Here is a 14,398-nt window from a genome sequence, read left to right on the forward strand (position 1 = left end):
ATTATCAGAACGTATACGCTACGTTCACGCTGCCGCTGAAGCCCCGGTGTTTGCCACCGTATCCGTAGATCGCAATATCGGCTTTCCAGGGGTTGTCCTTCGTGGCATCCATTCGCAGGCCAATCTCGCCCCGGATGCTGCTGCCTTTCACGCTGGCAGAACGGATCGCCTTGCCGTTTACCGTACCGTTGGCCTCGCCGTCAAATTCGTACTCGTAAGCCAGGCCGCCATACCAGTTCCACTTCTTATCCGTGTTTCCGTACCTGGCGCCAATCCGCAGAATGCTGCTGGCTACGCTGTCCAGATCGTAATGATCGGTACCTGCTTCGAAGCTTGCTCCGTTGCGTTTTGTGTAGAAATACTTTCCGTATACATCAAGGCTGCGTCCGCTATTATAACAGAACACTTTGCCAAGGCCCAGGTGGACTCCGAAGTAATTGGTGTGCACATTATATCCGTACCCGTTGCCCGCCCCATCATGCAGGATATCGGTCGCGGTGTCGCTCATGCGGCCCTGACGGATGCTGGCTTCCGCATATACGCTATGCTTGTTCGTCCACTTGGCCAGCAGGCCACCGCCCGCGTAATGGGCGTCGCCATCCCCGCGGCCTGCCTTGCTGTGCAGCGTGTAATTGCCTTTCCCGTATTCCCCGAAAAGACCGTATTGCAAGGAGCCTTTTTCCAGTTCCTTTTTTGCGCCTGCTGCTACCAACGCGTTCCAGGTGTGGGAGTTCACATGGCTGCCCGTTTCGTAATGGAACGCGCCGCCGCCCAGGGAAACTGCGACGGATGTACCATCAGAACCAGTATTATCCGTCAGGCCTATGCCGTTCATTACGCTGCCCACATGCTCACCGCCGGCCGCCAGCAGCGCCATGCCGGCTTCTACGGCCATCACGGCATGGTGGGTCTCATCGGATACATGGCCTGCGCCGGTCTTTGTTTTAAAGATCAGGTCGTTGCCGGACATCTCTGCAGCACCTTCGCCCTCGAACGCCGTGCCAACCTTATATCTGGTACCGGTAATCGTTCCTGGCCTGTCGCCGAAATCAGAAACCAAAGTCATCTGCTGATTGGCCTTCAGGCCCTGTTTATTGATGAAATTAATCTTCGACGTGTCCACGTCTGCACCATTAAAGGAGACATTGGCCAGGGTTGTCTTGTGGTCAATCAGCGCGCCGCTGTCAAGCCAGTTCACATTTTCAAAGGTAAGTTTCGTGGCCTGGTTCACGGCTGCCGTAAAAGCAACCCTGCCGCTGCCGGCAGTCAGGTTCCCGGTAAGAATGGCGTCAACAGTATACATTGGCAAATCGTCTGACTGCCTGGTAACCTTATACTGTTTTTGTTTTTCAACCGCGGCCATATCATGCAGCGTTTTATTTGCTTTCAGCAGCGTCATGGAATCACCGGCTGCCACCGTTTCCGGCACGCCGGCTTCAAACGCCACGTCAAATCCGCCGTCGTCCAATGAAGCTACGGCGGAATAGTTATAGGCTTTGTCACTTCTATCTAAAAGCACGGCATCCTTCTGCCAGGTTACGGCGCCAAGGCTGACGGCAGTCACGTCTTTTGTACCCACTGCGTATACAAGGCTCTTTCCCGTGTCGGCAGCCTTAACGCCCTTGTCCTGGATACCTTTGATGACGACAGCTTTCTGCAGTGTATCGGTTTCCGTAAATAGTCTGTCCGGATTAGTACCATACTTGTTGCTGCCACTGATACTATTATCAAGGAAAAAGTTCCCGGCGGCTGCCGTAAGAATCGCCTTGGATTCGCCGGCCGGTATATCTGTCGGGAGGTTTTTCATGTTGTCAGTATAAACTGTGACCGCCGTCCCGTTCTTCGCCGTCCAGCCATCCGGAACCGTGGAAGAAGCAGTGCCGTCCCAGCCAGCCAGGTCCGCGCTGTCCAGGGTCATGCTGCCGGCGGTGTATTTTACCGCACCCACACCTGCTTCCGCCGTTGTGGCTGCCGTACCCGTTAAGGTACCCGTCAGTGCTGCGCCGTTGGGCGCCTTGTATTCAATACTTTGCACAACGCTTGTCTTGCCGACACCGTAATTGACGGCTATCCCCGCCGGTAAACCCGTGGCGTTGGCAAACAGTGTCATGGTACTGCCGGAGGCAAGGGAAGCCTTTTGGCTTTCCTCTGCAAACGTAAAACTGAGTTTTTCCGCGCTGATGGACGTGTTATCGTTAAACCGATCCGAAGCCGCCGCATCATAATATGCGGATCCTGTATTCCAGGTAACAGTGCTGAACGCGATGTCTTTATACGTGTTATGGGCATCGTAGGTCAGGGTTTTCTGGTCTGCCGCCAGTGAAACAGAAAGACTGTCAAAGGTTGCATCGATGCCGGCTTTTGGCTGCGCCTGTTTAACATTCGTATCTACCGTGCTGCCCGCTGTCAGGGACTTGCCATTCACGGTCTTTGCCGAAACAGTCCCCCCCGCGCTGATCAGGGAGCCGTTTGTATTCTGCGCCGGATTGAAGTCGCTCACGTTAAGGTCGGTGACATTGACATCGCCAACTGCGGACACGGCCGCCCCGCTGGCAGGAACCGCCGACAGAGCCAGCGTTCCCGCCGTAAGATTTCCACCGGCAGAAACAGTGTCCCCGGCAGAAATAGCGTCTGCGCTGATGTTGGCGCTTGCGCTGATACTGCCGTCGGCGATAACATTGGCTGCGGTAATGCTCCCGGCTGCAATCGCACCGCCGGCGGAAATATTAGTTGCACTTACGACCTGTCCGTCCGCGTTGATATTTTTACCTGCAGAAAAGTTCAGTTCTTTATCTGTGGGATGCGTTGCGCCGGCGCCCACCGTGAGGGTCCCTCCTGCGCATACATCGCCGTAAGCATTCGTCAGCGCATGACGGATAGCGATATCCCCGGCAGCCTGAAGAACGCCGCCGCTCATGGAAACCTCCCCGCCGTTTTCCGTGCTGATATTCGCTGCGGAAAACGTTCCGCCGCCGCTGACGGTAAGTGAACTGCCGCTGGTCTGGACCGTCACGGCGCCCCCGGCGATTAGCGTACCGCCGGAATTCACCGTGATGCCGCCGCTGCTGTTGATTTGAAAACCGTTTTGCGTTTCCAGCGTGCCGCCGGAGACTGTAAACGAAGAAAAGTTATTGGTTCCGCCAAGGGGGATCTGCCCGCTGCCGCCGTCATAGACAACATTACCGTGGCCTCCTACCGTGCCGGATGCTATGGCCCCGCCTGCCATGGACAGTGTGCCTCCGTCAAGGTTGACGCCGTTTGCCCTGCCGCCACTCAGAACGAATTGCGTGCCACCGCCTGTCACAGTGATATTATTCGCCGTGCCGCCGGAATTTACGTTTTGCACGCCTTTAAAGGTTTTGCCTTCCACAGAAATTTCTTTGAGTGTGCCGCCCGAAGCCGAGGCGCCCGCCTCAATGGTCTGTGTGCCTGCGAGGATACCGCCCTCCGTGGCACTCTGCGTGCCGCCTGACATAATTACAGCATTCAGGGAAACGCCTTTGTTCGTGATTGCCTGGATTCCTCCGCTGGTGACGGTTGTATCCCGCGCCATGCCGCCGGTGACGGTTTGGTTACCATATGCGGAAAAGATTGCGCCGACAACGGTGCCGCCTTCAAAGACCTCCTGATAGCCTCGAGTGTTGGTATTCATCCCGCTGAACGTGCCGCCGGAAGCCACACCACCGCTGCTGACAATCTGCTTGCCTTTATTTTTCAGGATCGTGTCCGTCGCTGTGCCGCCGCTCAGAACGGATTGCGTGCCGCCGTTATCTATGGTCGTGCTTATGGCCATGCCACCGTAATTGACATTTTGCACGCCGCCGCTATTGACAATGGTGCTGAGGGCCGTGCCGCCGCTCAGAACGGACTGCGTGCCGCCGTTGTTGATAGTCGTTTCCGCAGCCGTGCCGCCGCTCAGAACATTCTGCGCGCCACCGTTTTGGACGCTGGTTTTGTTTGCATTACCGCCGCTGTAAACATTTTGCGTGCTGTCTTTGTTGACAGTGGAGCCCGAGACCTTGCCGCTGCTGTAAACATTTTCCGTGCCACCGCTATTGACGGAGGTGTTCGTCGCTGTACCGCCGCTCCCAACCTCCAGGATATGCCCGGAAACGTTCAGGCTGTCCCTCGTGACTCCGTTCACGAGCCGGTGGATACCGCCTGCCTCGAAGGTAGCGTTTTTGACCGTTCCGCCGTTGACATATTCCTCTATTATGCCACCGCTCATGACGTGGGTATCCAGCGACGTGCCGCTGTTAAGAACCATCTGGGTGCCACCGCTCATCAGGGAGGATACCGTGACCGTGCCACCGCCTATGACGTACTGAATGCCGCCGCTCATCGTAGTGACCGTGCCCGTGCCACCGGAGACGTACTGACCGCCGCCGGACATAGTTGTGACCGTGCCCGTGCCACCGTCCCAGATGGTCTGCCCGCCGCTGCTGTTGAGGTTCGTGACCGTGCCCGAGCCTCCGGTTTCAACAGTCTGCCAGCCGCCGCTGTTAAGGTTCGTGACCGTGCCTGAACCGCTGACGTACTGATTGCCGCCGTTCATGGTCACAATCGTGCCCGTACCGCCGCTGTTGATGGTCTGATAGCCTTTGCTCATGGTCGAGATCGTGCCCGTGCCGCCGTCGTTGATCATCTGCGTGCCGTTCATGGTCTCGACCGTACCCGTGCCGCCGCTGTTGATGATCTGCGTGCCGCTCATGTTCTCGACCGTACCCGTACCGCCACTGTTGATGGTTTGCATGTCATCTTCGGTCATCGTGCCGCCGTTCTCGGTCCAAGCGGCGCTTTTGATATCGCCGTAAGGTATGGTTTGCTCCGCCGCCTCTGCCGTCATTTCCGGCATCACCGCCTGCACCGCGTCAGCCAGCACGCCTGCGGCAGCTAACCGGGCGCCGCCCTGTACCGGCTCCATGTAGCCGCCTCGGGCAGACAGGTCCCTTGTCATGTTCACATAGGGAAGCACCATCGGCGCACCCACATTCAGTATGTTCACCACCGATACGGCTACCGCTATTTTTTTCTGCAGTTTCTTTTTCCGGCTCATGATTATATTACCCCTCTGTTCAAAACATTACGGACTGCCGCGCCGGACGGCGCTGCCGCCGGGCGGGACAGGTTACACATTGATCATTCGATTTCTTCGAAGCCTTCGAACCTGAATGGAGCGTTTTCTGGTTTGCAGAGAATGTTATAGGAAACAATCTGCAGGGCGAGCTTTCTTCCGTCTTCCAGTATCTTATCTACCTTAAATACGTTTTCGGGATTGTGAAAATAATTGTCCGGATTATAAAGAGGCGGCTCGTGCCTGTACAGGCGGTAGCCATGGGAACGGAGGTACGCGAACAGTGCGTCTTTCTTATCTTCGCGGTCCGCCTCGGCATAAATAACCGGCTGATACTTCCGGATCGTTTCTTCTGCGCCCTGCAGGACCTGAAGCTCCATGCCTTCCACGTCGATTTTCAGGAAGTCGCAGCCCGGAAGGCCAAGGGAATCAATGGTGATGGCCTCCACCGGTTCTCCCTCAACAGAATGTTCAAGTTCCACTCCGCCCCAGTTGTTAATCCGGTTCACATCAAGCACGGGAACCGGGATTGTGCGCTTACCGCTCCCGATGAGGCATTTCTGCAGGCAGTGGACGTTCGTGAGGCTGTTAAGCGCAACGTTTCCGGCAAGGAGCTGAAAGACGAGCCGTTGCGGCTCAAACGCCCAAACCTGTCCCTGTTCGCCGGCAAGCTGCGCCAGATGGATTGTGTGGGAACCGATATTGGCGCCTGCTTCAACCACGATATGGCCCGGCTTGACGATTTGCTCGAAAATATCCGCTTCGCCCTGGCTGTATTCCCCGTAAAGCCGTAACGACCTCCCGATAAATTGATCCAGCTGGTTGTACATGATTTTGCCGTAACGGAAATCATGGCAAAGATTAACAGGCCACATAAGGTTTCCCCCAAGTATATGATACCCCAAATATATGATATGTGTTTAATTATTATCCAACCATATTATATAGCAAAATCGGTCGCTTATCAATAAAAATAAGACAAAGCCTGCATATTATACAAGCTGTGCCCGGGTGCTGTACTACCGGCCGAGTCCGTGCTTTCGTCAGCATTTATAACAGACTGCCAGCCGGAACGCCCTCTTGCATTTTTCCGGTGTTTTCGTTAAATTAGTAAGTAGGAAACGGAGGTTTCATTTATGGCAGAGGGGAAGAGAAAAACATACGTGAGCTTTGACGCAGGGCCGGTGACGCTGGACAGCGGCCTGGCGGGTGTGAAGCTTGATTTCAATTACGGGGCGAGGGTACTGCTGCCAGACGATGGGGAATACCGGGTCCGCTTTACGGATCTGGACACCAGCTCCATCCTGTACGATGCAGTGGGGCGCAACGCCCTTGTCACCAGTACAAAAAAATATTACATCAATTTCCGGGTGGAAATCTGGAAGGATGGCGTTCCCGCGCTTGTCCACGACCTTGACCTGGCGGGCCGCAACGTGCATATCCGTTACCCCGTGGGGACGCTGGGGGACATCCTGGCCTGGTTCCCCTACGCGGAGGAGTTCCGCAAAAAGCACCGGTGCAATGTTTATTGCTCCATGAGTCCGGAGATTGCCGGCCTTTTTGCTCCCGCTTATCCCCGGATCCGGTTTATCGAACCTGGCACGACACCGCCGGACTGCTATGCCACCTATTATATGGGCATTTTCTTTCCGGCGGACGACCGCTTCCACCAGCCGGCGGATTTCCGCGTAATCGGGCTGCAGCTCAACATACCTTATATTCTGGGGCTGGACGTGGTGGAGCGGCGGCCTGTGCTGACGCCGTCAAAAAAACGGCCTGTCAAAGAGCCGTATGTCTGCATTGCAACCCAGGCTACCAGTCAGGCCAAATACTGGAACAACCCCCGGGGCTGGATTGAGACGGTGGATTATCTGAAGGCGTTGGGCTACCGGGTGCTGTGTATTGATAAGGAGAAATGCCACGGCTACGGCCGACACTGGCACACCATCCCCTATGGGGCGGAGGATTTCACGGGAGCCCGGCCCCTGCAGGAACGGGTGGACTATCTGGGGCATGCGGATTTTTTCATCGGCCTGTCCAGCGGGCTGTCCTGGCTGGCCTGGGGCGCGGGTGCGCCGGTAATCATGATTTCCGGTTTTACCCTGCCTTATAATGAGTTTTATACCCCTTACCGGGTCATCAATTTCCACGTATGCAACGGTTGCTGGACGGACAGCAGCGAGGAATTCGTCCACGCGGACTTCGGCTGGTGCCCCCGCCATGCGGGAACGGAGCGGGAGTTCGAGTGTAGCCGCTTCATCAGCTCGGGTCAGGTCTGCCAGACCGTGCAGCGGCTGATGGCGGATTACGGTCTGCATCCGGAACTGGGAAAGGTAAGAAGGAGAAAAGCAAATGGAAAATAACGCCGTGGGAAAAGAACCTTATATGGTGTTCGACCCGCCTGCCGAACCCACCCAGGAAACGGATGTGCCGGGGCTGCGGTTCGATTTTAATAACGGCCTCAGGGTGTCAGTGCCGAAGGGAGATTACCGGGTGCGGTTCATTGACCGTGACAGTCATCTGACGGTGTACGACGCAAAGGCTTCCAACGTAATGGCTACCAGTACGAAGCGGTATTTTGTGAATTTCCGTCTGGAGGTCTATACAACCCGGCCGGAAGAAACTCTCCTGTTTGCCCACGACTACGACGCCAAAGGCAAGAAGGTGCTGCTGAAATTTGCCGGGGCTGCCCTGGGCGATATGCTGGCCTGGTTCCCCTGCGCGGAGGATTTCCGGGAGAAGCATGGCTGCGAGCTTTATGTGCTGACGGATAAGCGCTATTGCGAAATTTTGCAGGCGGGGTATCCGGACATTCACTTTCTGACGCCGGAGGACCCGCGGCCCTCCGGTCTCTACGCAACCTATTACGTGGGGCTGTTCGCCCCCTGGGACGACCGGAACCTGCAGCCTGTGGACTGGCGGGTGATGGGGCTGCAGGCCCACGGGGCATATCTGCTGGGTTTGGAACCGAAGGAACGGAGGCCGCGGCTTCTGCCCTCAGCGAAGGCTTCGGAGGCTCGTCCCAAAGAACCGTACGTGTGTATCGCAACCCAGGCCACGGCCCAGTGCAAATACTGGAACAACGCCCGGGGCTGGATGGACACGGTTGCCTATTTGAAGGAACTGGGCTACCGGGTACTCTGTGTGGACCGGGAACGGGTGACGGTGAACGGAGTCTTCGGCAATGCCATCCCCTACGGGGCGGAGGATTTCACCGGGGACCGTTCCCTGCAGGAGCGGGTGGACCTGATCTCCGGGGCGGCGTTCTTTGTGGGTCTGGCCAGCGGACTGTCCTGGCTGGCCTGGGGCGCGGGCGTCCCCGTTGTGATGATCGTGGGCTTCACCGCGCCGGGAACGGAGTTCCATACGCCCTACCGGGTGCAGCAGTTCCACACCTGTCACAGCTGTGCCAACGACCAACGTTACGAGCATAAATACGACGACTTCGGCGCCTGTCCATGCCACAGCGGCACCGATCGGGAGTTTGAATGTACCCGCTGCATTACATCGGAGTATGTGCGGGATATGATCGACAGGGTGAGGGGCGGGTCGTAAGGAAACGCTGATTAATTCGTCTTCACGCTGACCGGTGCTTTTTGTGACTGACAGCGTCAATGTCCCTCAACGCAGCTACGGCTGCGCCTTCGGGCCATTTCCTTGTCAGGCGCAAAAAGCCCTCGGTCAGCGCACAAACTCATTTAATCAGCGTCTCCTTAAATTGTTTCAGATTCGTTGACAAGTTCCGATTATAAAGGATATAATAAAACACAGAAAGGTCATGTGACTGACGGAAGTGGATTCACCACATGGAGCATGACTGTGAATGCCGACCGTCTGGGCGAAAGCACAGGACTGGCCGGCTTTTGTTTTACAGCAGTGAAGTATTTTATCGGATCATCCTGTCGAATCAGTCTTTTGTAAAGAATTGAATCAGGATTATAAGCAAAACGTCAAGGAGGAACTGCACATGAATGAAATGGCGCTGAAGTATGGCTGCAACCCTAATCAGAAAATCGCGAAAGTGTATATGAAAGACGGAAAGGATCTGCCTTTTACCGTGCTGAACGGCCGGCCCGGCTTTATCAACCTGCTGGACGCCTTTAACAGCTGGCAGCTGGTAAAAGAATTAAAAGAAGCTACCGGTTTACCGGCGGCGGCTTCCTTCAAACACGTAAGCCCGGCAGGCGCGGCGGTTGCCACGGAGCTGAGCGATACGCTGAAGAAAATTTATTTTGTAGACGACCTTGAACTGACACCCATTGCTTCCGCCTATGCCGCGGCCCGGGGCGCGGACCGCATGTCTTCCTACGGCGACTTTGCCGCCCTGTCCGATATCTGTGACAAGGAAACGGCGCTGCTGCTGAAACGGGAAGTGTCCGACGGTGTCATTGCTCCCGGTTATACGGAAGAGGCCCTGGAAATCCTGAAAAGCAAACGGAAAGGTACCTACCTTGTGATGCAGATGGATCCGGACTACGTGCCGGAGGAACAGGAGACCAAGCAGGTCTTCGGCATTTCCTTTGAGCAGAGCCGCAACAACGCGAAAATCACAGCGGACCTGCTGGCAGAGCGTCCGACAAAAAATAAAGAGATTCCCGACGCAGCTGTCCGCGACCTGCTGGTATCGCTGATTACGCTGAAATACACCCAGTCTAATTCGGTCTGCTATGTAAAAGACGGCATGACCATCGGCGTGGGCGCCGGACAGCAGTCCCGCATCCACTGCACCCGTCTGGCAGGCAACAAGGCAGACATCTGGTGGCAGCGGCAGAACCCGAAAGTCATGGCCCTGCCCTTTAAAGCGGACATCCGCCGCCCGGACCGGGACAACACCATCGACGTATATATTTCCGATGACTATGAAGACGTGCTGGCGGAGGGAACCTGGCAGCTGTTCTTCACGGAAAAACCGGAACCCCTGACCAAAGAAGAAAAGAAAGCCTGGGCGGCGAAGCTGACCGGCGTTGCATTAGGCAGCGATGCCTTCTTCCCCTTCGGCGACAATATTGAACGGGCCCACCGCAGCGGCGTGCAGTATGTGGCGGAAGCCGGCGGATCCATCCGGGACGACCATGTGATCGAAACGGCGGACAAGTATAATATGGCAGTTTCCTTTACCCATTTACGGCTGTTCCATCATTGATATGACGTTTGCTTGCGCGGCAATGCATAACAGGCTGCAAATTGCCGGCAGAATCATAGTATAAACCATTATGAACCATTTGTTTTTCAGGCAGGATACCGTGGAGCTGGCCCGCAAGCTGTTGGGTTGCCTGCTGGTTCACCGGACACCGGACGGCGTTGCCGGCGGCATGATCGTTGAAACAGAAGCCTATATTGGCGCCATTGATAAAGCCTGCCATGCATACCGGAACCAGAGCGAACGCACGGAAATCATGTACCACGACGGCGGGTATGCCTATGTGTATTTCATTTACGGCATGCACTACTGTTTTAACGTGGTGACCGGTCCGGAAGGGGAAGGCAACGCTGTTTTAATCCGTGCTTTGGAGCCGGTCATAGGACTTGAGCTGATGCAACGGCGGCGCAACGCGAAGTCAGTGCAGAATTTATGCAGCGGACCGGGAAAACTTTGCCAGGCGTTAGCGATTACCAAAAACGAATACGGACTGGATCTGTGCGCAACGGACAGTCCGCTGCACCTGATCCGTTACCGGCATATTCCGGGTGCGAAGATCGGTGCGACACCCCGCATCAATGTGGCCTACGCGGAAGAAGCGGCGGCCTGGCCCTGGCGGTTTTATGTGAAAGGGAATCCGTATGTGTCGGGGTAAAGACGGCATGTTACGTTGCTATAATAATTTAATAAATTTTGCAATAGCCGATATCTGGCGTTGTTGTTTGCTATAGTGAGGCTATAACAAATGACAACGCCATTCTTTTTGAAGCAAAAATCCTGGAGAAAGGAAAACCGATCGCCGGATCCGATGATCGGATTATACGGGAAAATGGAAAACACACCACGTATTGCCAAAGACCGCCTGCTGCGGATGTGTGCCAGGTTAACAGAAGGTCATGTGCTTTACAAACAGGAAGAAGCCGCAAAATATAATTGTTCATTGCGCTCCATCCAGCGCGACATTGACGACCTGCGCGCGTTCTTTTCCGACAGGAATCTGGAAACCGGGATGAACCAGGAACTAATCTATGACAGAATGCTGAACGGTTACCGGCTGGAGCCGTCAATACGGACCCTGCTTACGGATGAAGAAACCTTTGCTGTCATTAAAATTTTGCTGGAAAGCCGGGCACTTACGAAAAAGGAACTGAAACCGATTCTGAAAAAGCTGGTGGATTGCTGCGTGCCGGAAGATCACCAGAAACAGATTTCGGAACTGGTCGCCAACGAAACCTATCATTATGTGGAACCGCGCCATAAAAAACCGGTGTTAAAAACCATGTGGGCCCTTTCCGGCGCTGTCAGGGAAAAACGTTTCATCAATTTTGTTTACAGGAACAAGTACAATGAACTGATCCAGCGTACCGTAAGGCCGGCGGGAATTCTGTTTTCCGAACATTATTTTTACCTGATAGCCTTTATTGACATGGATCAGAGCAGAGAATATGACAAGACACTGAAAGAATATAAATATCCTGCCATTTATAGGATTGATCGCATCCAGCGGCTGAGAATTACAAAGGACTGTTTTAAAGGTCTGTATGCCAATCGGTTTGAGGAAGGAGAATTCCGGAAGCGGGTGCAGTTCATGTGGCCGGGAGAGTTACAGAAAGTAAAGTTCTATGTTCAGGAAAAATCGCTGGAGGCCGTATTAGACAGATTGCCCACCGCAAAGGTTATCAAAAAGGACGAAAAGGGGTATCTGGTTGAGGCAGAGGCTTATGGTGAGGGTATCCATATGTGGTTAAGAAGTCAGGGTGAGTGGGTGGAAGTGATAGAGTAAAGAAACTGCTAACGAAAACAATAAATAAGTGAATCCCTGTCTACAGTAATGTTATGACGTTAATGCAGGCAGGGATTTTTAAATTTACAATCTTTAAGAAATGTTGCCCGGCGGGAAACCACGACCTGAACAATGGGTGCTAGTATAACAGTCCGGCAGGTTATAACGAAACGAAAGAGGCGGATAACCTGAAGGCAGATTGTATGCGAGTATTGTAAATACTGATTAAGCGAGTTAAAGGAGGAATTCACAATGTTTTACGCACTGCACACGATAATCGGGCCGAACCCGGATTCCTGGCCATTTCCCAAACATGATTGGACAATGAAAGAGATTCTGATTGCGGCTGTTCTGTACCTAACAGTTCTAATCCTGACCAGAAGCGTTGCAGCAGGAACGGCTTTTGCCATGGAAGCAAAAAGTACAACATCAGCGAAGATGTGCTGCGGAAGGCCACAAAGGAGCAACCATGCGCGTAGCGGTGATGACAGTACTGGCCCTTGAGATACTGAAAACGTTAACGGGAAAGACTTATGATGATTGTAAAATCGGCATCTGGCTTACGGTTATTACATTTGTAGTATTGGCAGGCTGGCTGGTGTTGGCAATCTTTGACAAGATTTCACTGATACCAATTCTCTTCTTCTTACGTTGAGACATCGGGGACAAACAAAAAGGGTTACCTGTGCAGCCCTTTGCCTTGCAGTTTTTCAATCAAATAATAACGTATTTGTAGCTGTCTTTTAAAGGGTATTGTGGAAAAACATCATCCATTCGATTAAAAGTGTTGTGGTGAGTGTTGCAAACATATTAATTTGGTACATTCTTTTAAATAGCTGAATTAAAGAGTTAAGTTTGCCAGAAAAAAATATCCACGTTCATTTTTAATTTGTGTCCTAAACAGACACCAATAAAAATGCAATCAATTTATAATATAAACAGCACAAATAAAAGTAAGACGCGATAAGGGACGAAAAGTTCAGGGAGGGGAAGGAACTATGAGTGAATTTGAGAATCTTTCTAATGCTGCAACAACCGGAAATCTGAAAGAAGGGGTAAATATGGATTGGTTCTTTAAAGATGTTAGAAAGGGAGACTACAGTTTGCCAAAACCTCTGCACGGGCTATTCATTCTGGCTGTGAACAATTCGAATGCTAATACCTTGACGGTGCGTATGTATGAGCGTCCGACACGTATTGAACGCGCTATCCGGAAATACCGCTTGCGTGGAATTAGCGTAGAATTGGAAATAAATACTGACAACGTAGAGTTTGTGTTTGATAGGACTTTCAAGGTTGCAATTGATGTTAAACCCTTTCTGTCTAATCTTACCATGTTTTACAAAGCTTCTATTAAGAGGCTTGAACAGCAGGAGTATGGGGATGAAATGGAACAAAGGAAGATTGTTAAGAAACCAGGGACGGAGCCAAAGGTGGACTCCTTAATCATTTATCGAAAGAAAATCGTATAAGGAGGTGTTCTGATAGTAAAATAATGCAAATCACTACAGGCAAGAAACGTGATTAATAATCCTGCGGAGAAAAACCTCACGTGAGCAGGCAAAACACGACATGGAACTGACAACAAAACAAGGTTATTCTCCTGCGCAGATCAAACTAACAGAGAATAAACTTAAACAAAAAGGAGAGAGACATGGGAAGACTTTATTTGCTTTTTAAAACTGACGAGTTTGTCGTTAAAGATATTGTGGCAGTGCATGAATCACTGGAGGTCGTTTTAGCATTACTCAAAAACAATCATGAGTTGGCTGAGCCCAAAAGACTTGGGCAAGGCTGGGAAATTGACTTGATGACATATGATGATACAGGAAAAGCAAATTTGACGCTGGTTAATAAATTTAAAAAAGAACTGGTGAATTGCAGGCAAAATGATATCCAAGAAGGATACTATTACAATATAATATATAAAAACAAGGATGGACATGATTACAAATCTCTTTGCAAAACGCGTGGCATTGGTAAAACGAAATGCATAAAATCCAATCCTCCTGAATATATTTTTGGTAACTGTGAAGCTACAGGGTTACAATTGCATTACGATGATATATTTATAATTACAAAATGTAGAGAGGATGAGGACGACGAGGACTGGGATCGTTTTCAATATTATTCGAATGTATTGCAGTGCAAAATGAGTTTGGTGGATAGTAAATAATAGAAACAACTCTGATAGAAGAGAGTGACATAAGAAAACGGCTTGCTATGGAGTCTGAACATAGCAAGCCGTTCGCATTATCTGTGTAAAAGGGAACTTCGTTGGAATTCTTATTTTTTCCTTTTTGGAGAGTGTGAAACTATTTCTGTAAATTAGGTCTTCTACGATAATTTCGAGTGGTTCAACCCCGCTATTCCATGCGGGTATAAGCTAACTAACATATAA

At 52.2% G+C, this 14,398-nt stretch carries 10 protein-coding genes and 1 riboswitch; of the genes, 8 read left to right on the top strand and 2 right to left on the bottom strand.

Annotation, left to right across the window (positions count from 1 at the left end):
* Positions 1-4: 4 nt before the first annotated feature.
* Both ACZOWY_RS01110 and ACZOWY_RS01115 read right to left on the bottom strand, forming a co-directional pair.
* Entirely contained in the window at positions 5-5,056 is a 5,052-nt protein-coding gene (locus ACZOWY_RS01110) for an AIDA repeat-containing protein (protein WP_484391842.1), read from the bottom strand.
* 83 nt (positions 5,057-5,139) lie between these two features.
* Positions 5,140-5,949 carry an FkbM family methyltransferase gene (locus tag ACZOWY_RS01115; protein WP_484391846.1) on the bottom strand — a complete coding sequence of 270 codons (810 nt, stop codon included), beginning with the start codon at positions 5,947-5,949 and terminating at the stop codon, positions 5,140-5,142.
* A 261-nt stretch (positions 5,950-6,210) separates the two neighbouring features.
* Between ACZOWY_RS01115 and ACZOWY_RS01120 the strand changes: the two genes are divergently transcribed.
* The 8 genes from ACZOWY_RS01120 (at position 6,211) to ACZOWY_RS01155 (ending at position 14,173) form a co-directional block, all read left to right on the top strand.
* Entirely contained in the window at positions 6,211-7,437 is a 1,227-nt protein-coding gene (locus ACZOWY_RS01120) for an autotransporter strand-loop-strand O-heptosyltransferase (RefSeq protein ID WP_484391850.1), read from the top strand.
* Positions 7,427-8,629: an autotransporter strand-loop-strand O-heptosyltransferase gene (locus ACZOWY_RS01125; protein ID WP_484391855.1), complete on the top strand. Its 1,203-nt coding sequence runs from the start codon at positions 7,427-7,429 to the stop codon at positions 8,627-8,629. The genes ACZOWY_RS01120 and ACZOWY_RS01125 overlap by 11 nt, the downstream gene beginning before the upstream one ends.
* Before the next feature lie 215 nt (positions 8,630-8,844).
* Positions 8,845-8,921: riboswitch (ZMP/ZTP riboswitch) on the top strand.
* Positions 8,922-8,957: 36 nt separating this feature from the next.
* Positions 8,958-10,217: a phosphoribosylaminoimidazolecarboxamide formyltransferase gene (locus ACZOWY_RS01130; RefSeq protein WP_484391897.1), complete on the top strand. Its 1,260-nt coding sequence runs from the start codon at positions 8,958-8,960 to the stop codon at positions 10,215-10,217.
* Positions 10,218-10,287: 70 nt separating this feature from the next.
* Complete coding sequence (locus ACZOWY_RS01135; RefSeq protein WP_484391860.1) at positions 10,288-10,869, top strand: DNA-3-methyladenine glycosylase; 582 nt, start codon at positions 10,288-10,290, stop codon at positions 10,867-10,869.
* A gap of 90 nt (positions 10,870-10,959) precedes the next feature.
* Entirely contained in the window at positions 10,960-11,997 is a 1,038-nt protein-coding gene (locus tag ACZOWY_RS01140; RefSeq protein ID WP_484391865.1) for a helix-turn-helix transcriptional regulator, read from the top strand.
* 469 nt (positions 11,998-12,466) lie between these two features.
* Positions 12,467-12,652, top strand: coding sequence for a hypothetical protein (locus tag ACZOWY_RS01145; RefSeq protein ID WP_484391868.1), 186 nt, complete (start codon positions 12,467-12,469; stop codon positions 12,650-12,652).
* Positions 12,653-12,995: 343 nt separating this feature from the next.
* Positions 12,996-13,469, top strand: a complete 474-nt coding sequence (locus ACZOWY_RS01150) for a hypothetical protein (RefSeq protein WP_484391872.1) — start codon at positions 12,996-12,998, stop codon at positions 13,467-13,469.
* 182 nt (positions 13,470-13,651) lie between these two features.
* Positions 13,652-14,173: a hypothetical protein gene (locus tag ACZOWY_RS01155; RefSeq protein WP_484391877.1), complete on the top strand. Its 522-nt coding sequence runs from the start codon at positions 13,652-13,654 to the stop codon at positions 14,171-14,173.
* The last annotated feature ends 225 nt before the right edge of the window (positions 14,174-14,398 follow it).

This window comes from Succiniclasticum sp. (assembly GCF_056977735.1).

Bases quoted from the DNA above. Each gene is read 5' to 3' on its own strand.
- ACZOWY_RS01140 (WP_484391865.1), top strand. From the start codon at position 10,960: ATGACAACGCCATTCTTTTTGAAGCAAAAATCCTGGAGAAAGGAAAAC.
- ACZOWY_RS01125 (WP_484391855.1), top strand. From the start codon at position 7,427: ATGGAAAATAACGCCGTGGGAAAAGAACCTTATATGGTGTTCGACCCG.
- ACZOWY_RS01115 (WP_484391846.1), bottom strand. From the start codon at position 5,949: ATGTGGCCTGTTAATCTTTGCCATGATTTCCGTTACGGCAAAATCATG.
- ACZOWY_RS01145 (WP_484391868.1), top strand. From the start codon at position 12,467: ATGCGCGTAGCGGTGATGACAGTACTGGCCCTTGAGATACTGAAAACG.
- ACZOWY_RS01150 (WP_484391872.1), top strand. From the start codon at position 12,996: ATGAGTGAATTTGAGAATCTTTCTAATGCTGCAACAACCGGAAATCTG.
- ACZOWY_RS01110 (WP_484391842.1), bottom strand. From the start codon at position 5,056: ATGAGCCGGAAAAAGAAACTGCAGAAAAAAATAGCGGTAGCCGTATCG.
- ACZOWY_RS01135 (WP_484391860.1), top strand. From the start codon at position 10,288: ATGAACCATTTGTTTTTCAGGCAGGATACCGTGGAGCTGGCCCGCAAG.
- ACZOWY_RS01155 (WP_484391877.1), top strand. From the start codon at position 13,652: ATGGGAAGACTTTATTTGCTTTTTAAAACTGACGAGTTTGTCGTTAAA.
- ACZOWY_RS01120 (WP_484391850.1), top strand. From the start codon at position 6,211: ATGGCAGAGGGGAAGAGAAAAACATACGTGAGCTTTGACGCAGGGCCG.